The 26880-nt window shown below is 62.1% G+C and carries 24 protein-coding genes and 1 pseudogene; 15 read left to right on the top strand and 10 right to left on the bottom strand.

The window, feature by feature from the left end:
• The first annotated feature begins 138 nt into the window (after nucleotides 1–138).
• Together LPA34_RS11435 and LPA34_RS11430 are read left to right on the top strand one after the other, a co-directional pair.
• Nucleotides 139–2376: an NADP-dependent isocitrate dehydrogenase gene (locus tag LPA34_RS11435; RefSeq protein WP_228978102.1), complete on the top strand. Its 2238-nt coding sequence runs from the start codon at nucleotides 139–141 to the stop codon at nucleotides 2374–2376.
• Nucleotides 2377–2697: 321 nt separating this feature from the next.
• On the top strand, nucleotides 2698–3618 hold the full coding sequence (locus tag LPA34_RS11430; protein WP_228978100.1) for a dihydrodipicolinate synthase family protein: 921 nt from the start codon (nucleotides 2698–2700) through the stop codon (nucleotides 3616–3618).
• A gap of 80 nt (nucleotides 3619–3698) precedes the next feature.
• Here LPA34_RS11430 and LPA34_RS11425 read toward each other — a convergent pair.
• The 5 genes and pseudogenes from LPA34_RS11425 to LPA34_RS11405 all read right to left on the bottom strand — a co-directional run.
• Nucleotides 3699–4277 (bottom strand): annotated as a pseudogene (locus LPA34_RS11425) (acyl-CoA dehydrogenase C-terminal domain-containing protein); the annotation flags it as partial.
• A 138-nt stretch (nucleotides 4278–4415) separates the two neighbouring features.
• Complete coding sequence (locus LPA34_RS11420; protein ID WP_228978098.1) at nucleotides 4416–5414, bottom strand: AraC family transcriptional regulator; 999 nt, start codon at nucleotides 5412–5414, stop codon at nucleotides 4416–4418.
• A 297-nt stretch (nucleotides 5415–5711) separates the two neighbouring features.
• Nucleotides 5712–5990 carry a muconolactone Delta-isomerase gene (gene catC / locus LPA34_RS11415; RefSeq protein ID WP_228978096.1) on the bottom strand — a complete coding sequence of 93 codons (279 nt, stop codon included), beginning with the start codon at nucleotides 5988–5990 and terminating at the stop codon, nucleotides 5712–5714.
• Nucleotides 5991–6083: 93 nt separating this feature from the next.
• Nucleotides 6084–7211, bottom strand: a complete 1128-nt coding sequence (locus LPA34_RS11410) for a muconate/chloromuconate family cycloisomerase (RefSeq protein ID WP_228978202.1) — start codon at nucleotides 7209–7211, stop codon at nucleotides 6084–6086.
• A 105-nt stretch (nucleotides 7212–7316) separates the two neighbouring features.
• Entirely contained in the window at nucleotides 7317–8240 is a 924-nt protein-coding gene (locus LPA34_RS11405; RefSeq protein ID WP_228978095.1) for a LysR family transcriptional regulator, read from the bottom strand.
• A 175-nt stretch (nucleotides 8241–8415) separates the two neighbouring features.
• Here LPA34_RS11405 and catA point away from each other — a divergent pair, with 175 nt between their 5' ends.
• The 6 genes from catA (at nucleotide 8416) to LPA34_RS11375 (ending at nucleotide 14257) form a co-directional block, all read left to right on the top strand.
• Entirely contained in the window at nucleotides 8416–9351 is a 936-nt protein-coding gene (gene catA, locus LPA34_RS11400) for a catechol 1,2-dioxygenase (RefSeq protein ID WP_228978093.1), read from the top strand.
• A 113-nt stretch (nucleotides 9352–9464) separates the two neighbouring features.
• Nucleotides 9465–10823, top strand: a complete 1359-nt coding sequence (locus LPA34_RS11395; RefSeq protein ID WP_228978091.1) for a Rieske 2Fe-2S domain-containing protein — start codon at nucleotides 9465–9467, stop codon at nucleotides 10821–10823.
• Entirely contained in the window at nucleotides 10820–11308 is a 489-nt protein-coding gene (gene benB, locus LPA34_RS11390) for a benzoate 1,2-dioxygenase small subunit (protein ID WP_228978090.1), read from the top strand. The genes LPA34_RS11395 and benB overlap by 4 nt, the downstream gene beginning before the upstream one ends.
• Nucleotides 11309–11347: 39 nt before the next feature.
• Nucleotides 11348–12370 carry a benzoate 1,2-dioxygenase electron transfer component BenC gene (gene benC / locus LPA34_RS11385; protein ID WP_228978087.1) on the top strand — a complete coding sequence of 341 codons (1023 nt, stop codon included), beginning with the start codon at nucleotides 11348–11350 and terminating at the stop codon, nucleotides 12368–12370.
• The gene (benD, locus tag LPA34_RS11380; RefSeq protein WP_228978085.1) at nucleotides 12367–13143 is read left to right on the top strand and encodes a benzoate diol dehydrogenase BenD; all 777 of its coding nucleotides are present in this window, start codon (nucleotides 12367–12369) and stop codon (nucleotides 13141–13143) included. Before benC ends, benD begins: the two co-directional genes overlap by 4 nt.
• Before the next feature lie 196 nt (nucleotides 13144–13339).
• Nucleotides 13340–14257: a pyridoxal-phosphate dependent enzyme gene (locus LPA34_RS11375; RefSeq protein ID WP_228978083.1), complete on the top strand. Its 918-nt coding sequence runs from the start codon at nucleotides 13340–13342 to the stop codon at nucleotides 14255–14257.
• A 67-nt stretch (nucleotides 14258–14324) separates the two neighbouring features.
• Here LPA34_RS11375 and LPA34_RS11370 read toward each other — a convergent pair whose 3' ends face one another.
• The 4 genes from LPA34_RS11370 to LPA34_RS11355 form a co-directional block, all read right to left on the bottom strand.
• Complete coding sequence (locus LPA34_RS11370) at nucleotides 14325–15299, bottom strand: 2-dehydropantoate 2-reductase (RefSeq protein WP_228978200.1); 975 nt, start codon at nucleotides 15297–15299, stop codon at nucleotides 14325–14327.
• A 74-nt stretch (nucleotides 15300–15373) separates the two neighbouring features.
• Nucleotides 15374–16570 (bottom strand): amino acid aminotransferase, encoded by a 1197-nt coding sequence (locus LPA34_RS11365; protein ID WP_228978082.1) that lies wholly within the window; start codon nucleotides 16568–16570, stop codon nucleotides 15374–15376.
• 194 nt (nucleotides 16571–16764) lie between these two features.
• On the bottom strand, nucleotides 16765–18210 hold the full coding sequence (locus LPA34_RS11360) for a cytochrome-c peroxidase (protein ID WP_228978079.1): 1446 nt from the start codon (nucleotides 18208–18210) through the stop codon (nucleotides 16765–16767).
• Between the two features lie 90 nt (nucleotides 18211–18300).
• A complete protein-coding gene (locus LPA34_RS11355; protein WP_228978077.1) occupies nucleotides 18301–19983 on the bottom strand; it encodes a phospholipase C in 1683 nt (560 codons plus the stop codon).
• Nucleotides 19984–20327: 344 nt separating this feature from the next.
• Here LPA34_RS11355 and LPA34_RS11350 point away from each other — a divergent pair, with 344 nt between their 5' ends.
• Entirely contained in the window at nucleotides 20328–21302 is a 975-nt protein-coding gene (locus tag LPA34_RS11350) for an IclR family transcriptional regulator (RefSeq protein WP_228978075.1), read from the top strand.
• Nucleotides 21303–21347: 45 nt separating this feature from the next.
• On the opposite strand, the gene LPA34_RS11345 is transcribed toward LPA34_RS11350, so the two are convergent.
• Nucleotides 21348–22421, bottom strand: coding sequence for a porin (locus LPA34_RS11345; RefSeq protein WP_228978074.1), 1074 nt, complete (start codon nucleotides 22419–22421; stop codon nucleotides 21348–21350).
• Between the two features lie 437 nt (nucleotides 22422–22858).
• Between LPA34_RS11345 and LPA34_RS11340 the strand changes: the two genes are divergently transcribed.
• Genes LPA34_RS11340 through LPA34_RS11315 form a run of 6 tightly spaced genes read left to right on the top strand, consistent with a single transcriptional unit; the run spans nucleotide 22859 to nucleotide 26868 of the window.
• A complete protein-coding gene (locus tag LPA34_RS11340; protein WP_228978072.1) occupies nucleotides 22859–23173 on the top strand; it encodes a non-heme iron oxygenase ferredoxin subunit in 315 nt (104 codons plus the stop codon).
• Between the two features lies 1 nt (nucleotide 23174).
• Nucleotides 23175–23486 (top strand): recombinase-like helix-turn-helix domain-containing protein, encoded by a 312-nt coding sequence (locus LPA34_RS11335; RefSeq protein WP_228978071.1) that lies wholly within the window; start codon nucleotides 23175–23177, stop codon nucleotides 23484–23486.
• 48 nt (nucleotides 23487–23534) lie between these two features.
• On the top strand, nucleotides 23535–24626 hold the full coding sequence (locus tag LPA34_RS11330) for an aromatic ring-hydroxylating dioxygenase subunit alpha (RefSeq protein ID WP_228978068.1): 1092 nt from the start codon (nucleotides 23535–23537) through the stop codon (nucleotides 24624–24626).
• Nucleotides 24619–25386 (top strand): SDR family oxidoreductase, encoded by a 768-nt coding sequence (locus LPA34_RS11325; RefSeq protein WP_228978067.1) that lies wholly within the window; start codon nucleotides 24619–24621, stop codon nucleotides 25384–25386. The genes LPA34_RS11330 and LPA34_RS11325 overlap by 8 nt, the downstream gene beginning before the upstream one ends.
• A gap of 26 nt (nucleotides 25387–25412) precedes the next feature.
• Complete coding sequence (locus LPA34_RS11320) at nucleotides 25413–25940, top strand: cupin domain-containing protein (RefSeq protein WP_228978065.1); 528 nt, start codon at nucleotides 25413–25415, stop codon at nucleotides 25938–25940.
• 28 nt (nucleotides 25941–25968) lie between these two features.
• Nucleotides 25969–26868: an alpha/beta fold hydrolase gene (locus LPA34_RS11315; RefSeq protein WP_228978064.1), complete on the top strand. Its 900-nt coding sequence runs from the start codon at nucleotides 25969–25971 to the stop codon at nucleotides 26866–26868.
• Nucleotides 26869–26880: the final 12 nt, after the last annotated feature.

Genomic DNA, 26880 nt, shown 5'->3' with positions numbered 1-26880 from the left:
GTAAAATTTGCGTTTTGCGTTTGCCGTACGGGGCCCGGTTCAGGCCCCGCGCAAAATCAGGCAAAATTCGGTCATTGGTGCCGGGCTACGCGCAGCCGGCGGCTTTCCCCACCCTGTTTTCTGTTCTTGAGACACGCGATGAGTACCCAGCAACCCACGATTATCTACACCCTCACCGACGAAGCGCCCCTGCTGGCGACCAGTGCTTTCCTGCCGATCATCCGCACGTTTACCGCGCCGGCTGGAATCCGGGTCACGACCAGCGACATCTCGGTGGCTGGCCGCATCCTGGGTGAGTTCCCGGAATTCCTGACCGAAGAACAGCGCGTGCCGGACAACCTGGCCGAGCTGGGCCGTCTCACGTTGCTGCCGGATACGAACATCATCAAGCTGCCGAACATCAGCGCTTCGGTGCATCAGCTGGTCAGCGCGATCAAGGAACTGCAGGGCAAGGGCTACAAGGTGCCGGACTTCCCCGAAGAGCCGAAGACCGAAGCCGAAAAGGCAATCCGTCAGCGTTACTCGCGTTGCCTCGGCAGCGCCGTGAATCCGGTGCTGCGCGAAGGCAACTCGGATCGCCGCGCGCCGGCCGCCGTGAAGAACTACGCACGCAAGAACCCGCACAGCATGGGTGAGTGGAGCATGGCTTCGCGCACGCACGTCGCGCACATGACGCATGGCGACTTCTACCACGGCGAAAAGTCGATGACGATCGACCGTGCCCGCGACGTGAAGATGGAACTCGTCACGAAGAGCGGCAAGACGATCGTCCTCAAGCAGAAGGTGTCGCTGCTCGACGGCGAGATCATCGACAGCATGTTCATGAGCAAGAAGGCGCTGTGCGACTTCTACGAAGAACAGATGGAAGACGCGCGCAAGACGGGCGTGATGCTGTCGCTGCACGTGAAGGCGACGATGATGAAGGTCTCGCACCCGATCGTGTTCGGCCATGCCGTGAAGATCTTCTACAAGGAAGCGTTCGAGAAGCACGGCAAGCTGTTCGACGAACTCGGCGTGAACGTCAATAACGGTCTCGTCAACCTGTACGAAAAGCTGGAAACGCTGCCGAGCTCGAAGCGCGAGGAAATCATCCGCGACATGCACGCGTGCCACGAACACCGTCCGGAACTGGCGATGGTCGATTCGGCAAAGGGCATCTCGAACCTGCATGCACCGAACGACGTGATCGTCGACGCGTCGATGCCGGCCATGATCCGTATCGGCGGCAAGATGTGGGGCGCCGACGGCCGTCCGAAGGACACGAAGGCGGTGATCCCGGAAAGCACGTTTGCCCGCATCTACCAGGAAATCATCAACTTCTGCAAGACGAACGGCAATTTCGATCCGGTGACGATGGGCACGGTGCCGAACGTCGGCCTGATGGCGCAGCAGGCTGAAGAGTACGGCTCGCACGACAAGACGTTCGAAGTGCCGGAAGCCGGCGAAGCGCGCATCGTCGACATCGCGACGGGCGAAGTGCTGCTCGTGCAGAACGTCGAGGCAGGCGATATCTGGCGCATGTGCCAGGTCAAGGACGCGCCGGTCCGCGACTGGGTCAAGCTCGCTGTCACGCGCTCACGCAACTCCGGCATGCCGGCCGTGTTCTGGCTGGACCCGTACCGTCCGCACGAAGCCGAAATGATCAAAAAGGTCGAAACGTACCTGAAGGATCACGACACGGAAGGCCTCGACATCCAGATCATGTCGCAGGTCCGTGCAATGCGTTACACGCTGGAGCGCGTGATCCGCGGCCTCGACACGATCTCGGTCACGGGCAACATCCTGCGCGACTACCTGACCGACCTGTTCCCGATCATGGAACTCGGCACCAGCGCGAAGATGCTCTCCATCGTCCCGCTGATGGCCGGCGGCGGCATGTACGAAACGGGCGCGGGCGGCTCGGCGCCGAAGCATGTCAAGCAACTGGTGGAAGAAAACCACCTGCGCTGGGATTCGCTGGGTGAATTCCTGGCGCTGGCTGTTTCGCTGGAAGATCTGGGCATCAAGACCGGCAACGACAGGGCCAAGATCCTCGCCACGACGCTGGACGCCGCCACGGGCAAGCTGCTCGAGAACAACCGGAATCCGTCGCCGAAGACCGGCCAGCTCGACAACCGTGGCAGCCAGTTCTACCTCGCGATGTACTGGGCACAGGAACTCGCCGCGCAAACCGGTGACGCAGCCCTCGCGGCACAGTTCGCTCCGCTCGCGAAGCAGCTGACGGCGAACGAGCAGACCATCGTCGGCGAACTGTCGGCGGTGCAGGGCCAACCGGCGGACATCGGCGGCTACTACCGCCCTGACGCCGAAAAGCTCGACGCCGTCATGCGTCCGAGCAAGACGCTGAACGCCTCGCTGGCTTCGGTCAAGGCGTAAGGCTGTCGTGTTGTTGCTGTAGCACGCACGATACGGCCTGAATCCCAGGCCGTATCGGTCGTTACCCTTCTGGCTCCGCGCTGGAAGGGTGCTTCAACGAAAGCCGCACGTGCGCTTTTTCCGTTCGAAGCAATCCCGGGTGTTCGCCCGGCGACCCACTCCCCTCCCTCCCTTCGTACTGACACCCGAGACACCGGGTAAGTCGTGAAAGCGATCACATGATAGAAAGCATTCGCTATACGACGCAGCGCCTGCACCCGTATAGTCGCCGCTGCGCTCAGAGCGAACGGCACGCATCGAGCTATCCAGGAGACTTGATCAATGGCAACCCCTATCTATCGCGGCGTGTTCCCTGTCGCGCCTACCGTTTTCGACGACGCCGGCCGGCTCGACCTTGACGGTCAGAAGCGCGCCATCGATTTCATGATCGATGCCGGTTCGAACGGCATCTGCATTCTCGCGAACTTTTCCGAGCAGTTCGTCCTGAGCGACGACGAGCGGAGCACCGTCCAGAACGTGGTACTGGAGCATGTCGCGGGCCGCGTGCCGGTGATCGTCACGACGACGCACTTCAGCACCGACCTATGCGCTGCCCGCAGCCGCGCGGCCCAGGATGCAGGTGCGGCGATGGTGATGATCATGCCGCCGTATCACGGCGCGACGATCCGGGTTGGCGAGTCCGGCATTCACGAATTCTTTAGCAAGGTGTCCGCTGCCATCGATATCCCGATCATGATCCAGGACGCGCCGGTCGCCGGCACGCCGATGCCGGCATCGTTCCTTGCGAAGCTGGCGAAGGAGATCGAACACGTGTCGTACTTCAAGATCGAGACCGCGCAGGCCGCATCGAAACTGCGTGAGCTGATCAGGCTGGGCGGCGACGCCGTGGTCGGCCCGTGGGACGGCGAAGAGGCCATCACGCTGATTCCCGATTTCGACGCAGGCGCGACGGGTGCGATGACAGGCGGCGGCTATCCGGATGGCATCCGCAAGATCGTGGACGCCTACGCGTCAGGCGATACGGAACAGGCAGCGGAGCTTTATCAGCAATGGCTGCCGCTGATCAACTACGAGAACCGCCAATGCGGACTCGCGGCGTGCAAGACCCTGATGAAAGCGGGCGGCGTCATCAAGTCCGATACCGTGCGTCACCCGCTCGCGCCAATGCAGCCCGCAGTGCGCGACGGGCTCCTGAAGGTCGCCCGACGACTCGACCCGCTGGTGCTGCGCTGGGCTCACTAAACCCGCGTATCGCGTGCGGAAGATGCGTGACCGGATTCGTATGATCCGGTCACGCATGTGAAGCCCGGGGCGTTGAAGCGTCAGAACTGATCTGCGTCAAGCGCCAGCACACCCTCATCGCCCTTCGCCGTCACGATCGACGCTTCAAGCGCCGACGCCTGCGCCAGCACGTGTTCCGCGAAGAACTGCGCGGTCGCGATCTTCGCGCCGTAAAACGACGGATCGTCCGCACGCTGCTCCATCGCGACCAGCAGCGCCCGCGCCATCTGCCAGCCGCCCAGCACGATGCCCGCGAGCTTCAGGTACGGCACGCTGCCCGCGAACACCGCGTTCGGATCGTGCTTCACACTGGCCACCACGAACTCGACCACCGCCGCGAGCGAATCGTGCCCCTGCTCCAGATAGCGCTTCATCGAGCGGCATGCCGGCGTGTCGTGCCGCCCGAGCGCCCCGATCGTCCGCGCGACGTCCGCGAGCAGCGCTTTCGCCACCGCGCCGCCGTCGCGCACCGTCTTGCGGCCGATCAGGTCGTTCGCCTGGATCGCGGTCGTGCCTTCGTAAATCGGCAGGATGCGTGCGTCACGGTAATACTGCGCGGCGCCCGTCTCCTCGATGAAGCCCATGCCGCCGTGTACCTGCACCCCCAGACTCGTCACATCGATGGGGGGGCCGTAGCCGTAGCTGTAGCTGTAGCGCACAAGATTGCGCCCATTGAGGCAGGCCACCTCTGAGACCGGATCACCTCGCGGCTGACATCTTCTGCCATGCCCCGGGGCCGACGGAGCATGCGTCGCCGCTCAGGTCATCGTGCGGTACGTCTTCGGCGTGCTGCCGGTCCACTGCCGGAACGCCCGGTGAAACGCGGTCGTATTGCCGAAGCCGATGTCGTATGCAATCGACGCGATCGCGTCCGTCGATCCGGTCAGGCGTTGAATGGCGATATCGCGACGGACTTCGTCCTTGACCGCCTGGAACGTCGTGCCTTCCGCAACGAGCCGCCGGCACAGCGTGCGGACAGAAAAATGCAGATGTCGCGCGACGACTTCGATGGTGGGAATCGCCGGCAGACACGCTGCAAGGTATTGGCGCGTGCGGTTGCACACCAGTTGCTCGGCGAGCGAAACGAAGATCCAGTCCTCAGGCGCACGCGCGAGGAATTTTTTCAGATCGGGTTTGCGCTGTCTGATCGCCATATCGAGGTACGTCGCATCGAACGACATGAGTGTGCGCGCGCAACCATACTGGACAGGTCCAGGGAAGAGATAGAGGTAGTCGCCGGCACGCGCCGGGCGCGGGCAATCGAACGCCACGCTGGAGAGCGGAATCTTCTCGCCGATCAGCCACGATGCCACCCCGTGCGCGAGCTTCAGCATCAACTCGCGGCCGAGCGTGCCGAAGCCCGGACCTTCGGGATCCGGCACAAGCTCGATGTGACAGAGCGCGCCTTCGCGCCGCGATTCGAGCCTGAAGTCATCGACAATCAGATGGAAGAACTGGCCGAACCGGTGCATCGCGATTTCGAGCCGGGGCGCATCGAGCAGGCTCAGGCAGAGATACTTCAGCGTGCCGTTGCGAAGCGGCCGGCTGAAGATGCCAGGCATTTCGTCGTCGAGTTCGATCGCCAGCCGGCGATACAGCGTCGAAAACTGCTCCCGCGTCACGCGAGCCGCAGGTTCACGCAGCAGCTCGCACGGGATGCCGGATTGCCCGGCCATCCGCTCGATCGCGACCGGATCGGCGCCCGCCAGAAATCCGTTGACGAGCGATATGGGGACGGTGCCTGAGAACTGATTCAATTGGTGAACGCCGGATCAAAACGCATTGCCCTCTCCAGACGGCATCGTTTCTGTCGACGCCTTCCGCTTCCCGTGCCTGTCCCAGCCCGCCGGCCCTGTCGCCCGAACGGCTGGAACGCGACGTTGTCGCCGCCCTTGACCTGGAGCATCGCACACGCTTCGTCAGGCGTGGCAATCCGCAGGTTGAGCGCAAACGAAAATCATACCAGGGTATGGGCATGCCCGGTGCACGAGAACGCCTGAAGCGGACGGATCGCGGTGCCCCCGGCGTCACGATTCATGGCAACCGTTGCCGCTTCAGCGGATGGACGACGGATGACGTGCGAGCGCAGTCACCTTCACGGTCATAAAAGGAAACAGCGGCAGACCTGAAAGGATCGTATGCAATTCGTCGTGCGAGTCGACATCGAAAACGCTGTAGTTCGCATACTCACCGACAACGCGATGTAGCTGTTGCCACTTGCCCTGGCGCTGGAGCTCCTGTGAGTACGCCTTTTCTCTTGCCTTGATTTCGTCGGCCTGAGCCACCGGCATATCGTGGGGCAGGTGCACATCCATTCTTACGAGATAGAGCATGGGTTTCTCAACAGAAAAAGTGGAGATCTCTCAGATCCAGCTGAACAACAACCGGAACGGGCCCAAGTGGTTGCCGCCGGTTTGTCCGAGCGCTCAGCTACTTTTGTCGCGACGATAGAAAGCGAGCTTTTCTTCATCGATATGCAGGCCCAGACCCGGCCCTTCTGGCAGATGAAGATCGAAGTCCCGGTATTGCGGGCGCGCGGTGACGATGTCGTCTTTCAACAGGAGTGGCCCAAACAACTCAGTACCCCACGCAAGTTGCGGGAGAGCAGCGAACCCGTGTGCCGATGCAATCGACCCAATACTGCCCTCGAGCATCGTGCCGCCATACAGCGAAACGCCCGCTGCATCCGCAATGGCAGCGGTACGCATCATTCCATAGATGCCACCGGATTTCGCAATCTTCAAGGCAAAGACATCCGCACATGCTCCGCGCACGAGTTCAAGGGCATCCTCCGGGCCTGTCACTGCTTCGTCGGCCATGATGGGCACGATGAAACGCGCGGCAAGTCTGGCGAGTGCTCCGCGCTGTTCTCTCGGAGTGGGTTGCTCGATGAGGTCAATACCGGCCGCTTCGAGCGCTTCGATCCCGAGCGCTGCGTCAGCCTCGTTCCAGGCCTGATTCACGTCTACGGTCACTCTGGCGCGGTCGCCGAGCGCGGCCTTGATTTTCGATACGTGCGCTACGTCATCACGAACGCTGCGACGGCCGATCTTCAGCTTGAAAGTGTTGTGGCGACGTTCCGCAAGCAGCATTTCTGCTTCATCGATGTCGCGCTGGGTATCGCCGCTTGCGAGCGTCCAGAGGACCGGAAGGGTCTTGCGGACCACGCCGCCAAGCAGCGTTGAAACTGGAACGCCCAGGCGCTTTCCCTGAGCGTCTAGCAGAGCGGTTTCCATTGCGCACTTGGCAAACCGGTTTCCCCGGGCAACCTTGTTCAGCCGGAGCATTGCGTCGTTGATGTTGGTCGCATCCTGCCCAACGATTGCAGGCGCAAGATAAGTGTCGATGGTCAGCTTGATGCCTTCGGGACTCTCGTCACCGTAAGACAGACCGCCAATCGTGGTGGCTTCGCCAATACCCTCGATGCCATCGCTTGAGCGCAGACGGACGATGACGAGGGTCTGTTGCTGCATCGTCGCCATTGCGAGCTGGTGCGCGCGAATGGTTGGGAGATCAACCAGAATCGCTTCGACGGATGTGATTTGGACGTTCATACCTGGAATGTTGGAGTTGGTGAGTGACTGAAGTATTGCGCGCCCAATAATCGACTGTCCAACACCATCGACGTCTGGTGTCATACCCCCGAGGTATGGCGACCATCACCGCCCGAATTCGTTGCGAGGCGCATGGGGTGTCCGTTCCTCTTCATATAGCCGATAGATAAGTTCAAGCAGCTCCCGAATGTCCCGCGACTCGTCGAGCATGCGCATGCTCATGATGACGGGTGATACCAGAGTGGGATCGTCGAGTTCCTTGTAGCTCACATCATCTCGCTTCAGGCCGTATACGCTACTCGGAACGACAGAAATTCCTTCCCCCGCTGCGACGAGCCCTAGCGCAATCTGCAACTCTCGTACTTCATATATCCGGCGCGGCTTGAGCGCACGGTCTTCGAATGCCGAAAGCACCTGGTCTGCATAACTGGGACGCGGCGCCTTCGGGAAGATAATCAGCGTCTCGTTGACCAGATCGCCAAGAGCGAGGACTGTCTTGACGAGTGAAAGCGGATGACCCTCCGGGAGGGCAACAATCATCTTCTCCTCGCGAAGAATCACCCGGCGGATGTGCGCGTCCTCAAGTCGGATACGGCCAAACCCGACATCAATCTGCCCGTCCTTCAGCGCCCGGATCTGGTCCATCGTCGACATCTCGTGGAGGCTGAGTTCGACGGTAGGGTTTTCGTCGCGGAAGCGCCGGATGATCTTGGGCAGCATTCCGTACAACGTGGAACCCACGAAACCGACCGAGAGACTGCGCTCGATATTACCCACGCGCCTCGTCATCGATTCGAGTTCGGATGTCTGAGCCAGCAACTGGACGGCGTGTGCGTAGAAGAACTTACCCGTTTCCGTCAACTTCAGCGGGCGCGAGTCGCGCTGAAAAAGCTGCACCTCAAGAATCTCTTCGAGTTGCTGAATCTGACGGCTCAAGGGCGGTTGAGCCATGTGCAGTCGCTGTGCCGCGCGCGTGAAATTGCGTTCCTCGGCTACCGCGACGAAATAGCGAAGATGCCGCAGCTCCATCTCAATACCTCGTGGATATAGACCGATACTAAATCAGTGTTGGACGAGGCATTCTGGCGTCCATTATTCTGCTTTCACACTCTGTTTCAGCACTCGATTATACCTCTCAAGCATATTTAAACGGGCGCTAAACCAAGGGTTAACCCCACGAGAAAATAGAGATTCAGGAGCAGACATGAGCATAAAAGTGTTCGATTCGAAGGAAGCGCAGGACCTGCTGAAGGCCGCTGCCAATCTCGGAAGCCAGGATGGCGATGCTCGCGCAAAGCAGATCGTCCATCGCCTGCTGGGCGACCTGTTTAAGGCCATTGACGACCTCGACATGACGCCCGACGAAATCTGGGCCGGCGTTCGCTACTTCAACAAGCTCGGTCAGGACGGCGAAGCCGCGCTGCTTGCCGCTGGTCTCGGTCTGGAGAAATATCTCGACATTCGCATGGACGCAGAGGACAAGGCGGCCGACATCACCGGCGGCACGCCGCGCACAATCGAAGGTCCGCTGTATGTCGCCGGTGCACCCGTGCGTGATGGCGTATCGAAGATTGACATCAATCCGGACCAGGATGCAGGTCCGCTGGTCATCCGCGGCACGGTAACCGGCCCCGACGGCAAGCCTGTCGCAGGCGCGGTAGTCGAATGCTGGCACGCCAACTCAAAAGGCTTCTATTCGCACTTCGACCCGACCGGCGCGCAGAACGAGTTCAACCTGCGCGGTGCGGTTAGCACGGGTGCCGACGGCAAGTACGAATTCCATACGTTGATGCCGGTCGGCTACGGCTGTCCGCCGCATGGCGCCACCCAGCAGCTGTTGAACGTGCTTGCCCGTCATGGCAACCGTCCCGCGCATGTGCACTTCTTCGCCACCACCGACAAGTACCGCAAGCTGACGACGCAAATCAACATCGAGGGCGACCCGTTGATCTGGGACGACTTCGCCTACGCCACGCGTGAAGACCTGATTCCCCACGTGGTCGAAAAGACCGGCGGCGTCGCGCTGGGCATGAAGGCCGACGCGTACAGGGAAATCGAATTCAACATCGAGTTGACCCCGCTGGTTCAGGGCAAGGATAACCAGGTGGTCCATCGCCTGCGTGCATCAGCCACGGCGTAACCGCCCGACGCGGCGGCCACGTCGTACCCCTGCTGCCGCTCAATTCTCCGCAAGATTCCTTCGACACCGATGCGCGTGTTCCACAACCCGGAGCACGCGTGGGGAGAACACCCATGTCCGCCATTATCGACAAAGCCAGGCAGCTGGATGAACTGCTGCACACCGCCGTTCAGGACGACAGGCAAAACGGCGTATTCCGTTGCCGCCGTGACATCTTCACGAACGCCGATCTGTTCGAGCTCGAGATGAAACATATCTTCGAGAGCAACTGGGTATATCTCGCCCATGAAAGCCAGATTCCGGACAACAACGACTACTACACCACCTGGATTGGCCGCCAGCCCGTGGTTGTTACGCGCGACAGGAACGGTGAACTGCACGCGGTCATTAACGCCTGCGCGCACAAGGGCGCGATGCTGTGCCGGAAAAAGCATGGCAACAAGGGCACCTTCACCTGCCCGTTCCACGGCTGGAGCTTCGCCAACACCGGCAAGCTGCTGAAAGTGAAGGATGTGAAGACCACTGAATACCCGGTGCAATTCAATACCAGCGGCTCGCACGACCTGAAGAAAGTGGCTCGCTTCCAGAGCTATCGCGGTTTCCTGTTCGGCAGCCTCAATGCAGACGCGCAGCCGCTGGAAGACTACCTCGGCGAGACCAGGGTCATCATCGACCAGATCGTCGACCAGGCTGCAAACGGGCTGGAAGTGTTACGTGGCAACTCCTCGTACATCTACGACGGCAACTGGAAGATGCAGATGGAGAACGGTTGCGACGGCTACCACGTCAGCACCGTGCACTGGAACTATGCCGCGACAATGGATCGTCGCAAGGTCGACGGCACCAGGGCGGTGGACGCAAACAGCTGGAGCAGATCGGTGGCCGGCGTGTACGGATTCGATCATGGCCACATTCTCTTGTGGACCAGGACGATGAACCCGGAAGTGCGCCCGGTCTATCAATACCGCGACGAAATCAAGGCACGCGTGGGCGAAATCAAGGCGGACTTTATCGTCAACCAGACGCGAAACCTGTGCCTCTATCCGAACGTGTTTCTGATGGACCAGTTCAGCACCCAGATTCGTGTGGTGCGCCCAATCAGCGTGGACAAAACCGAAGTCAGCATCTTCTGCTTTGCCCCAAAGGGTGAGAGCACAACCGACCGCGCTAACCGCATCCGCCAATACGAGGATTTCTTCAACGTCTCGGGCATGGGCACCGCGGACGACCTTGAAGAGTTCCGCGCGTGCCAGGCAGGTTACGCCGGCACTACCGCGTTGTGGAACGACCTGTCGCGCGGGGCGCCGCTGTGGGTCGAAGGCGCCGATGCAAATGCGAAGAGCATGGGTCTCAAGCCGCGCATTTCAGGCGAGCGCAGCGAAGACGAAGGACTGTTTGTTTGCCAGCATGAATATTGGGTCGACGTGATGCGCGATGCACTGCAAAAGGAACACGGGGAGCCACTGGCATGAGCTTCGACTACCAGACAATCTGCGCTGCTCTGTTCCGCGAAGCGCGCCTGCTCGATGATCGTCAATGGGACGACTGGCTTGCCTGCTATACCGCGGACGTCATTTACTGGATGCCGGCATGGGACGACGACGACCAGCTCACCGACGATCACGAGAGCCAGATTTCGCTGATGTATTACCCGGACCGTGGCGGCCTGGAAGACCGGGTATTCCGCATCAAGACCGAGCGCAGCGGCGCTTCGATGCCTGAACCGCGTACCAGTCACAACGTCACCAATGTGGAAGTGCTGGACGAGCGCGAGAACGAAGTGGATGTGCGCTACAACTTCAACACGCTCAGCCACCGCTACAAAACCACCGATCAATTTTTCGGCACGATGTTCGTCACGCTGCGAAAGGTCAACGATCAACTGTTGATCTCGTACAAGCGAATTGTGCTGAAGGACGACTACATCCGCCAGGTGCTCGACGTTTATCACGTTTGATGTCGCGCATCGGAGGACATGAGCAGTACAGGAGGCAAGATGTCCAGCTATAACATTGCACTGAATTTCGAGGATGGCGTAACCCGCTTCGTGACATGCAAGGCGGGCGAAAAGGTGCTTGATGCCGCCTTTCGCGCAAGGATCAACCTGCCGATGGATTGCTCCGATGGCGTGTGCGGCACCTGCAAGTGCCGCGCCGAAAGCGGACGCTACGACCTGGGCGACGATTACATCGACGATGCACTAAACGAGGATGAAAAGGAAAGTGGCCTCGTACTGACTTGCCAGATGGTGCCGGAAAGCGACTGTGTGATTGCAGTGCCGGCATCTTCCACTGCGTGCAAAACCGGGCAGGACAAGTTTGCCGCGACGGTATCGAAGGTCGAACCGCACAACGATGCGGCTGTCGTGCTCGAACTGAATGTGGATGCGACCGCGCCGGCATTCCTGCCGGGTCAGTATGTGAACATTGATGTGCCTGGCAGCGGTCAGCACCGTTCGTATTCTTTTTCGTCGGCACCGGGTGAAGCGAAAGTCAGCTTTCTGATCAAGAGAATCACCGGGGGCGTGATGAGCACCTGGCTCGATTCCGCGCAGCCCGGCGACAAGCTGGAGCTGACAGGACCGCTCGGCAGTTTCTATCTGCGCGCGGTGGAGCGTCCCTTGCTGTTCCTTGCTGGCGGTACAGGCCTCGCTCCGTTCCTGTCGATGCTCGAAGTGCTGGCGCGCACCCATTCGCAACAGAAGGTCCACCTCATTTACGGCGTGACCCGGGATCCCGATCTGGTACAGGTCGGTGAGATCGAAGGCTACGTGGCGAAGTTGCCGAATTTCACCTATAGCACGGTCGTGGCCGACACGGAGTCGGCCCATCCACGCAAGGGCTGGGTGACGCAGCACATGCCGGCCGAGGCCGTCAACGATGGTGATGTCGACGTTTACCTTTGCGGGCCGCCCCCGATGGTCGACGCGGTGCGTAAGCATTTCGACGACAACGGGGTGAAGCCCAACAGCTTCCACTACGAGAAGTTCACTCCCAACGCAGCAGCGAGGACCGCATGAACAGGCAACGATTTGCTGGCAAGGTCATGGTCGTCACCGGCGCTGCACAGGGGATTGGTCGCGGCGTAGCGCTCCGCGCAGCCGCCGAAGGCGGCAAGGTGCTCTTCGTCGACCGCGCCGGCTTCGTCTCCGAAGTTGCCGCTGAAGCAGGTGGCGCGGACACGGCCGGCTTCGTCGCCGATCTCGAGACATATGAAGGCGCGGCATCGGCGATGGCTTTTGCAGTGCGCCAGTTTGGCGGCATCGACATACTGGTCAATGGTGTCGGTGGCGCGATTCGCATGCGTCCCTTCGCTGAGTTCGAACCTGGGCAGATCGACGCGGAAATTCGCCGCTCACTCATGCCCACGCTGTACGCCTGCCATGCTGTGCTGCCCCATCTGCTTGAGCGCGGCGGCGGGACCATCGTCAATATTTCCTCGAATGCCACGCGCGGTATCCGTCGCGTACCGTATTCGGCGGCCAAGGGCGGAGTCAACGCGATGACGCAGTCACTGGCGATGGAATACGCAGAGCACAACATTCGTGTGGTCGCCACGGCGCCGGGTGGAACCGATGCGCCTCCGAGACGCGTCCAGCGCAATACTGCTGGCGACAGCGAGCAGGAAAAAGTCTGGATGGGCGATGCGGTAAAGCAGGTTACCGAATCAACTTTTTTCAAGCGCTACGGCAGCATCGACGAACAGGTCGCACCGATTCTGTTCCTCGCCTCGGACGAAGCGAGCTATATCACTGGTACCGTGTTGCCCGTCGCCGGCGGTGATACCGGCTGACCCAGGAATGCCGTGAGCCAACCCGGCAGACGCGCCAGACTGCCCGCTATCCGGTTCCAGGAACACAACCGGTCCGTGCCCACATCCGTGACGCTCACTTGCATGCTCAATCGTCTCAATCTGGATCGATGCACGTGCGACACATTGATGCTGCATTTCAGGTACGCTCACAGAAGTTTAGCTTCACGGGTCTCCCATGCCGCTTCATGTTCAAACACCACTCCTGACATCCCAGCCTCTTGGCCTTGCTGCCGGCGCCACTGTTCTTCTCAAGCTCGACGCAATGCAGCCACCCGGATCGTTCAAGATTCGCGGAATCGGTTACGCGTGCGAAGAGCACGCACGCCTCGGCAAGCAACGCTTCATTTCTTCTTCGGGCGGTAACGCGGGCATCGCGGTCGCGTACGCCGCGCGGCAGCTTGGCCTGCCTGCCATTGTGGTCGTTCCGCAAACCACCACCCAGCGTGCCAGAGACCTGATCGCGATGGAAGGCGCGGAGGTGATCGTGCACGGCGCGACGTGGCAGGAAGCGAACGGCATGGCACTTTCGCTGGTCGGCGCAACGGACGCCTTCATCCATCCGTTCGACGACCCGCTGCTATGGACCGGTCACGCAACGATCATCGACGAAGTCGCCGCCGCAGGCGAACAGCCCGACGCGGTTGTGCTGTCGGTGGGCGGTGGCGGTTTGCTCTGCGGCGTCCACGAAGGTCTGCGCCGCAACGGGCTCGGGCACGTGCCCATCATCGCGGTAGAGACGGAAGGTGCCGATTCGTTCGCCCAATCGGTCAAGGCAGGCAAGCGGATCGAACTCGACGCCATTCGCAGCATTGCGACTTCGCTGGGCGCGAAACAGGTTTCGGAGCAGGCGTTCAATCTCGCACAAAGCGCGGACATCCGGCCCGTCACCGTGACCGACGCGGCTGCCGTCACGGCCTGCAGGCGCTTTCTGGACGATCACCGCGTGCTCGTCGAACCCGCGTGCGGCGCAAGCCTCGCACCGGTGTACGACCACGCGGGCGTGCTCGAAGGATTCAGCAAGATTCTCGTTATTGTTTGCGGCGGAGCCGGCGTGACGGTCGGGCAACTCGAACAGTATCTCGTCGCTACCTGAACCGCTCTGCCCTGCCCGACACGCGTCACGCTACGCAGGCCCTGATGGTCTGCGCAGCAACATGCGTTCAGTAAAGGCCAAGGGTTTGTGCATGCAGCCGCGCGAGGCCGAGCAGCGCATTCGTAAACGGCGTCGGTACGCCGGCAAGTTTTCCGAGTTCGCACACTGCGCCCACGAGCGCATCGAGTTCAACCGGCTTGCGCGCCTCGACGTCCTGCAGCATCGATGTCTTCATCGCGCCGAGCCGCAACGTGGTTGCGTGCCGGTCTTCCGGTTCCTGCCCGATTGGAATGCCAAGGCGCGTGCCGATCTCCTTCGCTTCGATCATCACCTGCGTCGCGAAGCCCCGCGTCAGCTCGTCACGAAGAATCCTGTCTGTCGTCGCACCGGTGATCACGCTAATCGGATTCATCGTCAGATTGCCCCATAGCTTGTACCAGACGTCGCGCTGAATCCTGGGTGACGCGGACGCATCGAAGCCCGCGTGGCGCAACAGCGTGACCAGTTCGTCCACGCGTGCCCCCGATTCGCTCGCGGCTTCCCCAACGATCAACCCGGCGCCCATGTTGTGCCGGATCACGCCCGGCGCTTCGATACGGCAGCTCGCGTGGACCACGCAGCCGAGCGTCTGTCGCACGGGAATCGCGGCGGCAATCCGGCCGCCGGGGTCGACCGACTCGAGCGGCGTGTTCGCAAACGCACCCGTCAGACCCGCGCAAAACCACCAGGGCACACCGTTCATCGCGGTCATGATCAGTGTCTGTGGACCGACGAGCGGCCCGAGTTGCGCGGCGACCGACTGCATGGCCGGCGCCTTGACCGCAACGACAACGAGATCCTGCACACCGGATTCGGCGGGCACGTCGCTGGCCTTGACGGTAACGGATTGCGTGCCGTTGGCGTCGACAAGACTCAGCCCGTTCTGCCTGATCGCGGCCAGCGCCGCGCCGCGCGCCACGACGCTCACCTCGCATCCGGCCTGCGCGAGCTTCACGCCGATCCAGCCGCCGATTGCACCGGCACCGTATATGCAGACTTTCATCATGACTCCCGTAAGCGCATCCGTGCGCTATCGATCTGCTGGACACACGTCCCGGTTATTTCGCTACGCTGGCCTTACTTACCGGCGACCGATGCGATCGCAGAGGCGACATAGTCGACGTTCTGCTGGTTGAGGCCCGCTACGCACATCCGCCCTGAGCGCAGCAGATAGATTGCATGTTCATCGCGCAGCCGGTCCACCTGCTGCGCGCTCAATCCGGTGTAAGTGAACATGCCAACCTGCGCGACATAGCGCGCACGCATCACATCGTCGACGCGCCCGGCGAGCCCGTCGTGTATCTTGCCACGCATCAATTTGATGCGCTGTCGCATGTCCGCCAGCTCGTTTTCCCACGCTGTATGAAGCGATGCATTCGAAAGAACGCCGGCGACGAGCTTCGCGCCATGCGTGGGAGGATTGCTGTAGTTCGAGCGGACCGAAAAGGTTAGTTGCCCAAGCACGCGCTGCGCCTCTTCAGCGCTGCGGCAGACGACGCTCAACGCGCCGCATCGCTCGCCGTACAGCGAGAAATTCTTCGAGAACGAACTGGCGACGATAAGCGGCACGCCTGCATCCGCGAGTCTGCGCACGCACGCAGCGTCTTCTTCGAGACCGTCGCCAAAACCCTGGTATGCCATGTCGACGAATGCAATCAGGTTTCGGCGCTGCAGCACGGGGATCAGTTCGACCCATTGCGCCAGGTTGAGATCGACACCCGTCGGGTTATGACAGCACGCATGCAGCAGGACGACGCTTCGCTCCGGCAACGCATCGATCGCATCGCGCATGGCGTCGAAGCGCAGGCCGCCGGTCGCGGCGTCGTAGTACGGATAGGTGTTGACGGTGAGTCCGGCGCCTTCGAACACGACGCGATGATTTTCCCAGCTCGGATCGCTGATCCATACCTGGGCAGCCGGTATATGCCGGCGAAGAAAATCGGCGGCCACCTTGAGCGCGCCAGAACCACCGAGCGTCTGGAGCGTGGCGATGCGGCCTGCGCGACGCGCATCATGGTTTTCGCCGAACACCAGCGCCTGTGCGGCAGCACGGTAGCCCGCATGCCCTGCCATCGGCAGATAACCGCGCGGCGCCGCGGTTTCGAGCAGTGAGGCTTCCACCGTCCGTACAGCACGCATCACGGGCAGTCGGCCCACATCGTCGAAATAGACACCAATGCTCAGGTTGACCTTGTGATCGCGTGGATCACGCTGAAAGTCCTCGTTCAGCGAAAGAATCGGATCGCCAGCGTAGACAGGCACGTTTTCGAACATGGCTATTTCCTCGATGTATAACTGCGGGCGCAGGAATGACAGAATACCCGCAGTCACGAGCTTGTTCGAGGAAGTGAAAAACCCCCATGCCAGCGGGGCGCAAATCCATGCTCAATCGTCTCGATCGTCTCAATCGCCGGCGAGGCGAGCGGCGGGGCCGGGACGCCCTGCGCTAACGGTTTCCCGCGCCCGCGTCACTGCACCTTGTAGCCGTCGTCCAGCGTTTTCATGAACGCGATGATGTCGTCGATTTCCGCGTCGGTCATGGCGGGCTGATCGCCGGCCGTGCGGTCGAACGGTGCGTCGGCCACGTCGATATTCGCCACGTATTTCGCGGGGATATCGTCGTATTTCATGACCTTGCCCGACGCGTCGCGCGGATAGATTTTCTCCGGACTCGTGTTGCGCAGATTGTAGAAGTTCATCACCTGCTTCAGGTCGTGATAGACGCCATTGTGGAAAAACACGTGACGTTCAGCGGCATTACGCAACGTCGGCGTGAGGAACATGCCGCAATACTGCGTCTGCGTCGCGATGTCATGGCGAAACGGCCCGCACACACCCATGTCGTAGAAGTCCGGATTCTTGTTGACCGGCAGTGTGTTGTTGCGCGGCACACCCAGCGCTTCGTACTGCTGGTCGGTGAAGAGCGGCGGCAGGCCGTCGCGGCTCACCTGGCTCACGTGACAGCCCGCGCAGTTCGCCTTGTCCTTGTCGTTGAAAAGTCGCAGGCCGCGCAGCTCCGCCTGCGTCAGGTGCGCGCGCCCTTCCAGCCAGTAATCGTACTTGCTGCTGAATTCGTGGAACGACTGATCTTCAACCTGAAAGCGCCCGATCGCGAACATCGCCTCCGAAGCCAGCAGATCCGGGTGATCGAAAACACCCGGGCCAAAGAGCTTGCTGAACGTGGCGCGATACCTGCCCGTCGACAATTTGCGGACCACTTCATTGACATCCTTGTTCGCCATCTCGACCGGATTCAGCATCGGCCCGATCGCCTGGCGTTGCAGTGAATCGGCACGGCCGTCCCAGAACAGACCGCCCTGCGGCACCATCGCCGGCGCGGCGGGCGCGGCACCCGCTGTCTTGACCGCGCGTTGCACACCGCGCGCGGCGCTGGCGGCCTGATCGAGATTCACGACGACGTCGGCATCGCCCGCGTCCGGTCCGATGCTGAACGGCGCCTGGCGATACAGGTACGTCAGGGAAGGCGGAGGACGGTAGCCGGCGTCCGTCATATGCGGGCCGCCCAGTTGCACCGACAGGTCGTTCGGCGGGCCGTACGCGTGCTGCGCGCTATGACACGACGCGCACGACTGTTTGCCCGATGCCGACAGCGACGGATCGTTGAACAGTTCGCGTCCAAGCAACGCAACGGAACTGAGCGGCGCCGTGTCGGGCCGCATGAGATGCACCGGATGCGGGTTCGCGCCGGTCAGGTCCTCGACGAACTGGCCGACAGCCTCCGGCATGCGTTCGGGGTACGCGAGCGCATAGCCCGCCACGGCGGCGAGCGCGATCACGACACCGGGTATGACCCGGAAAAGCGCGCGCATGACGACGCGACGTGCCGCGCGGGGATCGGGTTTTTTGCCGGCCGGCATCGGCGGCGGAAAGGCGACATTTGTACGAAGGGTCATGGCGATGGCAATGAAAAACGCGGAACACGAACAAACGAGTCGAGCCAGCACGAAGCTGGCTCGACTCGCATCACGGGTGCAACGAACCGGTCAGATCGGCGGTGCGGCAGAGAGCTTCGTCCCCTCGTTCTCGTCGAGGTACAGCGTCGGCGTGCTGCCGCCGTTCGTGAAGTCGAAGAGGTTCACGATGCTGCCCGCAGCCGCATCGTCCGAGCCGCCGCCGATGCGCTGACCGCCAAGCCAGTTGTCTTCGATGAAGCGCACGACCGACGCCTGCGTGAGGCGTGTGTCATCCACGAAGTTGACCTTCGCATACGGCGATACGACGATGAACGGAATCCGCGTGCCCGGGCCGCAGCGGCCGTTGATCGCGAGACCCGCGGGGCTCAGACCTTGCGGCGTCGTGCCCGATGTGCCGCACGTCGCGGCGCCGTTCAGCATGTCGGACGCGTCGAACGATGCCGTCGTCGGTGGCGCATAACGATGGTCGTACCAGCCGTCCGAATCGTCGTACGTCAGGATCACAGCCGTGTTCTTCCAGTCAGGCTGCTGCTGAAGGAAATTGATGACCTTCGTGTAGAACGCCTGTTCGTCGAGCGGATCCGAATTGCCCGGGTGACCGTCCTGCACGGCCGGTGCCTTCAGATAGCTCACCGACGGATAGTTGCCCGACTTCACCGCCGCGAAGAAGTCGTTGACGTCGTACTCGTGATGAACCGGCGTCGCGGTGCTGTCGAGCGGATCGGTGAAGCCCACCGTCGCGAGCGAGGTCGGACGCGTGTGCGCCAGGTTGGCGGTCGTCGGGTAATACTGGAACCAGTTGTGATGCGGGCTGTAGTCCTTCGGCGACGATGCGAGCACCGACGAGTACGTCGTGCGGGCACAGCCTGTCGTGCCGTTCGGATTGGTCGCGCTCAGATCGAAGCCGCCCATGAAACCGCCCCACGTCAGTCCCTTCGCGTTCAGCAGATCGCCGATATTCCTGTTTAACGCCGACATCTGGCCGGACGTCGTACCCGAACAGATATCGCCCGTCGGATCCGGATCGCCTGTGATCGTGAAGCCGCCCTGGCCGTCGGAGATCATGGTGCCTGCCACCGCGACGCCGCCGTTCGGAATCACGCCGTTCGTCTGGCCGGAGATCACGTGAATCGCGCCAGGCGTAGACGGGCCGTACGTATCCGTATACGTATTGCTGTTCATCGCGAAGTTCTGCGCGTAATTCCACAGCGCCGTGACGGTGTTGCCGTCGTAGTAGCCCATCACGAGACCCGGCGTGCCGAACACGCCCGTGCTGCTGACCGTGTTGTTACCCGTGAACTCGGGGAACAGGTCCATCTGGCCGTTGTCGTAGGCCTGCTGCTCGGCCGTGTAGGCGTGATTCTGGCCTTCGGTGTTCGCCTGCGTGCGGTCGAGACGGAACGGGTTCGCGGCGTTCGCGCCATTACCGGCCGCGCTCTTGTTCGGGTTCGCCGTGAGCAACGCCGGCGTCAGTCCGTTGACCGAGGTCGGCGTATTCGACGCTGCGAGGAATTGCGGCTCGCCTGCCGGATTCACCGCCGCCGGGTATGTGGCGAAGTAGTGATCGAACGAACGGTTCTCGCCGAAGATCACCACGAGATGCTTGATCGGCGTAGCGGTCGCAGCGGCGTCCTGCACCGACACGGCAGCGACCGGCGGTGGCGATGCGGCGGACTTGTTGTCGTTACTGCTACCGCACGCGGCCAGCGCAAGCGCGGCGAACGGGATGGGCAAAAGGGCTCTACGAAACATTTCCTGGGGCTCCAGATTCGCTGTTCAGCGCTCCCGCCAGTTACCCGGACAGGACGGCGCTGGCGCTGTTGTTAGAGATGTAGCGGTTGCGACATACCGTTGAAACAGCGCGCATTGCACCACCCCGGTGTTATGGTTTAAGGGCGCATTACTTTCTAAAAGCCTGTGGTTTTATTCGTTTTGCTTTCGTTATGCTCGTCGCAAGCGGTCCGGGCCGCGCATGAAGTACGCGTCAGCCGCACGCACGCTGGGCTGTCGGCGCGTGCAGCGCCGGCCGGAATTTGCCCGGGGCGCTTCGCGCTATCATGTTGTTCCGCACACATTCAGCTGGACGAAAGCCGGACATGGCCAAAGAAGACAAGACGGGAACGGGGCGCACTGGCAACGGTGCACGCGGCGAATCGCTGTCCGCCAGCGACAGATCCGCCACGACCGCTCAACCCGAGGACGCTGCCGACACTGCCGACGCGTCTGATGGCGACAGCGCCGCGTCGTCCACCTATCTCGTGCCGGGTCTCGAACGCGGTCTGCGCATCCTTGCCGAGTTCTCGGCGCGGGAGCCGGTACTCGGCGCGCCCGAGTTGTCGAAGCGCATCGGCATTCCCCGAACCACGACGTTCCGTCTGCTGCAAACCCTCGAAGCACTCGGCTTTCTCGAACGCGCGCACGGCGATCGACATTTCCGGCTGGGCGTCGCGGTGCTGCGGCTCGGCTTTGAATATCTGAGCTCGCTTGAACTGACCGACTTCGGCACGCCGGTACTCGAACAGTTGCGCGATACGACGCGCCTCAGCACGCATCTGCTGATCCGCGATGGACGCGACGTCGTCTTCGTCGCGAAGGCGCAGACGCACGAACCGATGTTCAGTTCGGTGAAGGTGCACGTCGGCACGCGTTTGCCCGCGCATGCCACGGTGCATGGCCAGGTGCTGATGGGCGACCTGACGCCAGGCGAGCTGCGCGCGCTTTATCCCGAGCCGCAACTCGAGCGCTTCACCGAACGCACGCCGGCTACCGTCGATGAACTCTACGAACGCGTGCGCGAAAGCGCCGCGCTCGGCTATGCGCTGAGCGAGGCGTCGTTTGAACGTGGAATTTCGGTGGTCACCGCGCCGGTCCGCGACCAGGCGGGCAAGATCGTCGCGGCGATCACCGCGACGGTGCCGCGTTCGGACATCGGCGGCCCCGGCGAGCGCGAGCCGCTGATCGCCGCGGTGTGCGGCGCGGCAGTCGATCTGTCGACGCGTCTGAACTATCGTCCCAACGCGGACGACCCGACCGTCGCGCACGCACGCGGCAAACCGGTCGCGGCAGGCTGAACGCCGCCACGACCGTCATTTCATCGCTGAAAACGCGTCGATACGTCAGAACGAGTGGTGGATGCCGGTCAGGAAGATCGCCTGGTTCCGGCCGCTCGACACGCCGGCCGTGAAGAACGCGGCCGATGCATTCGAGTTCGCACGCTCGTACAGCGCGTTCACATACACCTGCGTCATCTTGGAGAGCGCGTAGACATCGCCGATCTCGAACTGCGTCCAGCGACGACCCGATAAGGTCGTCGTCGCGGCCCCGCCGGCCACGCTGTTAGCTGGCGTGAACTGGTAGTTCGCGCCGGCGTCGAAACTCTGATACGTGTCCGAGAATCCGTTCGACTCCAGCTTCACGTGCGTGTACAGACCGTGCACGAGCAGTTTGCCGAACTGGTACGACAGGCCCGCACCGGTATTTTCGACCTTGTCGGCCATGTAGTTCGCAGCGGCGACACCCTGGAAATTCGTGATCCCCGTCGTCACGATCGACGGCGTGCGGTTGTGCTCGTTCGACCACGACGCGCCCGCCTTGAACGGCCCATTCACGTAGCTCGCCGCGAAGCTCATCGTGCGGCCAGTCGAGAAGTTCGTCGTGTTGCCGAGACCCATCATCGCGCCGAACGAAAAGCCGTACCACGTGGGCGACCGATACTTCGCCGAATTGTCGTAGGGCACGACGCCGGTGTCGGCGAGTTCGTCGATATTGCCTGGGTGGAACGCATACCAGCTCGCCGCGAGGTAAGCCGTCGCGAACGGACCGAGCACATCGAAGGCGAACGGCGTCTGATGGCCGAGCGTCAGCGTGCCGAACCGGTCCGAACTGAGCCCCACGTACGCCTGGCGGTTGAACAGCGTGTTGGCTTTCGCGAACGCACCCGTGGTCGTATAGAAGCCGTTTTCCAGCTGGAAGATCGCCTTCGTGCCGCCACCCAGATCCTCGACGCCCTTCAGACCCCAGCGGTCCGGCTGCATGTTGCCCTGCTCCTCGATCCATTTGGCGTGACCGCCGACATTGCTGATGTACGCGACGCCGGCGTCGAGACTGCCGTAGAGCGTGACACTGCTTTGTGCCCATGCGCCCGACGCGGCGCAGATCCCGGTGAGTCCCGCAGCGATGATGTGCTTCACCTATGTACTCCTGAACGTGTGATGAGTAACCGGAGCCTCGCTCCGGGTCCCCTGGCCTTTATTGAACTGGCGGCGACCCCGGTCTCCTGCATCGGGTTAGCCCCTTCTTTTTGTTTCACATATGGACATATGTATCGCCTATGGAAAGTATAGTGATTCTGCATGCCGATCAAAATACTTTTAGAGACAGTGAAAACCCTCATCCGCACCCTTTTCCAGACTGCTGAAATTCGCGTAAAGCCTTACCGGGCGGGCATTTCTATATGCGAAGCTTCGATTCCTCGTACCACATCCCTACAAAATCCCCGGCACACACTCGGTGTTTTCCCTGGAAGCGGCAGATTTTTATTTTGTCGTTCGAAATCGACTCCTATAATGCCCATACACGAACTGACGTTCCTTATATGGAACGCACGAGCTTCAGGAAAAGGTGCGAAATGGCTGAAGAATGGCGTTGCGCCGGACATACCGGCGATCTGTCTGACGACGCGCCGCTCGAGTACAAGCTCGACGGCACGGAGATCGGCATCTACAAGGTGGGCGACGCGCTGTATGCGCTCGAAAACGTCTGCCCCCATGCATACGCGTTGCTGACGCAGGGCTTTGTCGACGGCGACACCGTCGAATGTCCGCTGCACGAAGCCGTGTTCCATATCCCGACCGGCAAGTGTCTGAAAGAACCCGGTGGCCGCGATCTGAAAATGTACGCGGTGCGCCTTGCCGGTGAAGAAATCCAGATCAAGGTGGAATGACATGAAAGAAGTGACCGTGAACTTCAATCCGCATCTGAAGCCGTGGCTCGCGCCGCAGCCGAACAACGTCGCGGGCAAGGGCGTTATCGAGAAACCGGGTGAGAACGAAAACTTCATCTGGCAGACCCGCAAGGCCGAGCCGACGCAATACGAGAACGACTTCGGCGATGCGCTCGAAACCGTGTTCGAAGCCGGCGCGGTGGAACTCGATGAAGTCGTCGAAGGCTTGAACCGCATCGGTTTCCGCACGCCGGAAGGCAGCCCGTGGAACGCCGAACGCCTGACTGCCGAATTCCGTCTGCTCGCCGAATAAGCGGCCCGCGCGACCCCGCCTCAAGAACACGTATCCCGGAGTGTTTCCATGACGTCCCCCACGACAAGCAACACCGCGACCGACGACATCCAGTCATATCTGGATCGCGGCCTGCGCAATTACTGGTATCCCGTCGCGCCGAGCTGGCAGGTCGGCAACGCGCCGGTCGGCATCACGCGGCTGGGTGACCAGATCGTGCTGTGGCGCGATCAGGAAGGCCACGTTCACGCACTCGAAGACCGCTGCCCGCACCGCGGCGCGCGTCTGTCGCTCGGCTGGAATCTCGGTGGCAGCGTCGCGTGCTGGTATCACGGCATCGAGATCGACGGTGGCGGTACCGTGCAGAAAGTGCCGGCGGTGTCGGGCTGTCCGCTCGAAGGAACACAGTGCGTGAAGTCGTATCCCGTCGAGGAACACGCGGGCGCGATCTTCCTGTGGTTCGGCGACGACGCGCACAAGGAACCGGCGCCGCTCGTGCTGCCGGAAGAGCTGACCGGCGACGAATACGCGAGCTTCCTGTGCATGTCGCACTGGAAGTGCAACTATCAGTACGCGATCGACAACGTGATGGACCCGATGCACGGCGCGTACCTGCACGCGACGTCGCACTCGATGGCCGAAGGCGACAAGCAGGCCGACATGCGCGTGCGCAAGACCGAGACCGGCCTGATGTTCGAAAAGGTCGGCCAGCGCGATGTGAATTTCGACTGGGTCGAACTCGGCGAGACCGGCTGCCTGTGGATGCGCCTCGCGATTCCGTACAGGAAGAAGTTCGGCCCCGGCGGTAACTTCGGGATCATCGGCTTCGCGGTTCCCGTCGATGCGGACCACTGCCAGGTGTACTTCTGGCGCACCCGCAAGGTGTCGGGCTGGCAGCGCGACGCGTGGCGCTTCATGTATCGCAACCGCCTCGAAGGCCTGCATTGGGCGGTGCTCGAACAGGACCGCTACGTGCTCGAAAGCATGGCGCCGCACGCACGCGATCACGAATTTCTCTATCAGCACGACGTCGGCATGACACGTGTGCGCCGGATGTTGCGCCAGCGCGCCCAGCAGCATTTCGCCGACCTCGACGCACATCGGGCCCACGCCGCGAGCGCGGCTGCGGAAGTCAGCCACGCGGGCCACAGCCATGCATAACGCCACCGCGGCCGCCTTGACCGGCCGGCGCGTGCTCGTCACGGGTGGCGCGCGCGGACTCGGCGCGGCGTTCGTCGGCGCGCTGGCGCAGGCAGGCGCGAGCGTCGTGTTCGGCGACCTGCTGCACGACGAAGGCCTGGCACTCGCCGCATCGCTTGGCAAAGCGGGCCACGCGGTGTCGTACCTGCCGCTCGATCTCGCGCAGCCGGACAGCATCGCGCGCTTCGTCGACGATGCCGCGAAGCGCCTTGGCGGTATCGACGGCCTCATCAACAACGCGGCGATCACGAATTCCGGCGGCAAGCTCGCCACCGAACTGACCAAAGAAACGTGGGACGCGGTGATGAACGTGAACGTGCGCGGCACGTGGCTCGCCAGTACGGCGGCACTGCCGCATCTGCGCGACTCGGGCCGCGGCGCGATCGTCAACATCGCATCGGATACCGCGCTGTGGGGCGCGCCGAAGCTGCTCGCCTACGTGGCCAGCAAAGGCGCGGTGATCTCGATGACGCATTCGCTCGCGCGTGAATTCGGCGTGGACGGCGTCACCGTCAACGCCATCGCGCCAGGTCTGACCGAAGTCGAGGCAACGGCGTATGTACCTGCCGCGCGTCACGCGTATTACCGCGAGGGGCGCGCGCTGACCCGGCCGCAGGTTCCTGAAGATGTGACAGGCCCGGTCCTGTTTTTGTTATCCGACGCCGCGCGCTTCGTGACCGGGCAGTTGCTGCCGGTCAACGGCGGCTTCGTGATGAATTGACCATGTCGAACAGAAAGGAGAAATCGATGGCTGATGCAGATATCGAACGCAAATCGTGGGATCAACCCGCGGATGCGAGCTTCGCGCAGTGGATGGAAAGCCGCGTCGCGCGGCTCGAGACGCGCCGCTATGACTGGGACGCGCTGAAGTTCCAGGCCGACTACGACCCGAAGTACCGCCGCGCGCAGATGCGCTACGTGGGCACGGGCGGCACGGGCGTCGCAAAAGACATGAACACGGTTCCGGCCGGCGGCTTCACGTTTTCGACGATGGTGATTCCGGCCGGCAACATCGGTCCGAGCCACATTCATATGGATGTCGAAGAAATCTTTTTCGTGCTGCGCGGAAAGATGAAAGTGATCTGCGAGAAGGACGGCGAAACGTGGGAATCGGTGATCGGCGAACGCGATCTGATCTCGGTGCCGCCGGGGGTGTATCGCACCGAAGTGAACATCGGTGAAGAAGACGCGCTGATGTGCGTGATGCTCGGTGCGGCGAAGCCCGTCACGCCGACGTATCCGCCCGATTCGCCGCTTGCAAAGCTCAAGCGCTAAGCCTTACCTCCTGTTCGCGATCGAAACCATGTCACACGCCACTGCCCCCAACGCTCACGCTGTCTTGCCGCTCGAAACGCGCCTCGCGCGCTTTCCCGCGCAGCAGGTCGCCGTCGCGCAACAGCACGTCGTGAGTTATCGCGAAGCCGGCGATGCACGCGGTGTAGCGTTGCCGCTCGTGCTGCTGCATGGCATCGGTTCGGGTGCGGCGTCATGGGTGCAGCAGTTCGAAGCGCTGGGGACGACACGTCGCGTGCTCGCGTGGGATGCGCCAGGCTATGGCGAGTCCACGCCGGTTGCGGCCGGCTCGCCGTTCGCTTCGGACTACGCGAACGTATTGAAGGCATGGCTCGACGCGCTCGGCATCGCGCGCTGCGTGCTGGTCGGGCATTCGCTCGGCGCCATCGTCGCGGGTGCATTTGCCGCTGCGAATCCGGCGCGCGTCGCCGGTCTGCTGCTGGTTTCTCCGGCTGGTGGATACGGCACGGCGGCTCCCGAAGTGCGAGCCTCGAAGCGCGATGCGCGTCTCGCGATGCTCGCCGACCTCGGTCCGGCCGGACTCGCCGAAACGCGCAGCGCGAACATGCTCTCCCCGCACGCCGATGAAACCGCGCGCGACTGGGTGCGCTGGAACATGTCGCGCATCGTGCCGCACGGCTACGCGCAGGCGACGCATCTGCTCGCCAATGCCGATCTTGCCGCCGATCTCGCCGCATTCACCGGACGCGTGGCGGTTGTTGCAGGTGCGCAAGACAGCATCACGCTGCCCACCGCATGCGCGCGCCTCGCGCGGATCGCGCGGGCGCCGTTCCAGACCGTGCCGCGCGCCGGACACGCCGGCTATATCGAAGCACCCGCGGCATACAACACGATCCTCGACACGTTCTGCCGCGCGAGCGATGCATCTGCTGGCAACCGGAGCTTTTGAATGACCCCCGAC

It is taken from the genome of Paraburkholderia gardini, from assembly GCF_907164575.1.
Taxonomy (GTDB): Bacteria; Pseudomonadota; Gammaproteobacteria; order Burkholderiales; family Burkholderiaceae; genus Paraburkholderia; species Paraburkholderia gardini.
Note: the sequence above shows the minus strand (reverse complement) of the source record. Positions and strands in the feature narration are given on the sequence as shown.

What these genes read in the sequence shown, in the direction of transcription:
- LPA34_RS11370 (WP_228978200.1), bottom strand. Translation starts at nt 15,299, where the DNA reads ATGAAAGTCTGCATATACGGTGCCGGTGCAATCGGCGGCTGGATCGGC.
- LPA34_RS11365 (WP_228978082.1), bottom strand. Translation starts at nt 16,570, where the DNA reads ATGTTCGAAAACGTGCCTGTCTACGCTGGCGATCCGATTCTTTCGCTG.
- benB (WP_228978090.1), top strand. Translation starts at nt 10,820, where the DNA reads ATGAGCTTCGACTACCAGACAATCTGCGCTGCTCTGTTCCGCGAAGCG.
- LPA34_RS11315 (WP_228978064.1), top strand. Translation starts at nt 25,969, where the DNA reads ATGTCACACGCCACTGCCCCCAACGCTCACGCTGTCTTGCCGCTCGAA.
- benC (WP_228978087.1), top strand. Translation starts at nt 11,348, where the DNA reads ATGTCCAGCTATAACATTGCACTGAATTTCGAGGATGGCGTAACCCGC.
- benD (WP_228978085.1), top strand. Translation starts at nt 12,367, where the DNA reads ATGAACAGGCAACGATTTGCTGGCAAGGTCATGGTCGTCACCGGCGCT.
- LPA34_RS11360 (WP_228978079.1), bottom strand. Translation starts at nt 18,210, where the DNA reads ATGACCCTTCGTACAAATGTCGCCTTTCCGCCGCCGATGCCGGCCGGC.
- LPA34_RS11375 (WP_228978083.1), top strand. Translation starts at nt 13,340, where the DNA reads ATGCCGCTTCATGTTCAAACACCACTCCTGACATCCCAGCCTCTTGGC.
- LPA34_RS11410 (WP_228978202.1), bottom strand. Translation starts at nt 7,211, where the DNA reads ATGAACGTCCAAATCACATCCGTCGAAGCGATTCTGGTTGATCTCCCA.
- LPA34_RS11435 (WP_228978102.1), top strand. Translation starts at nt 139, where the DNA reads ATGAGTACCCAGCAACCCACGATTATCTACACCCTCACCGACGAAGCG.
- LPA34_RS11325 (WP_228978067.1), top strand. Translation starts at nt 24,619, where the DNA reads ATGCATAACGCCACCGCGGCCGCCTTGACCGGCCGGCGCGTGCTCGTC.
- LPA34_RS11350 (WP_228978075.1), top strand. Translation starts at nt 20,328, where the DNA reads ATGGCCAAAGAAGACAAGACGGGAACGGGGCGCACTGGCAACGGTGCA.
- LPA34_RS11320 (WP_228978065.1), top strand. Translation starts at nt 25,413, where the DNA reads ATGGCTGATGCAGATATCGAACGCAAATCGTGGGATCAACCCGCGGAT.
- LPA34_RS11355 (WP_228978077.1), bottom strand. Translation starts at nt 19,983, where the DNA reads ATGTTTCGTAGAGCCCTTTTGCCCATCCCGTTCGCCGCGCTTGCGCTG.
- LPA34_RS11335 (WP_228978071.1), top strand. Translation starts at nt 23,175, where the DNA reads ATGAAAGAAGTGACCGTGAACTTCAATCCGCATCTGAAGCCGTGGCTC.
- LPA34_RS11430 (WP_228978100.1), top strand. Translation starts at nt 2,698, where the DNA reads ATGGCAACCCCTATCTATCGCGGCGTGTTCCCTGTCGCGCCTACCGTT.
- LPA34_RS11330 (WP_228978068.1), top strand. Translation starts at nt 23,535, where the DNA reads ATGACGTCCCCCACGACAAGCAACACCGCGACCGACGACATCCAGTCA.
- catA (WP_228978093.1), top strand. Translation starts at nt 8,416, where the DNA reads ATGAGCATAAAAGTGTTCGATTCGAAGGAAGCGCAGGACCTGCTGAAG.
- LPA34_RS11395 (WP_228978091.1), top strand. Translation starts at nt 9,465, where the DNA reads ATGTCCGCCATTATCGACAAAGCCAGGCAGCTGGATGAACTGCTGCAC.
- LPA34_RS11405 (WP_228978095.1), bottom strand. Translation starts at nt 8,240, where the DNA reads ATGGAGCTGCGGCATCTTCGCTATTTCGTCGCGGTAGCCGAGGAACGC.
- catC (WP_228978096.1), bottom strand. Translation starts at nt 5,990, where the DNA reads ATGCTCTATCTCGTAAGAATGGATGTGCACCTGCCCCACGATATGCCG.
- LPA34_RS11340 (WP_228978072.1), top strand. Translation starts at nt 22,859, where the DNA reads ATGGCTGAAGAATGGCGTTGCGCCGGACATACCGGCGATCTGTCTGAC.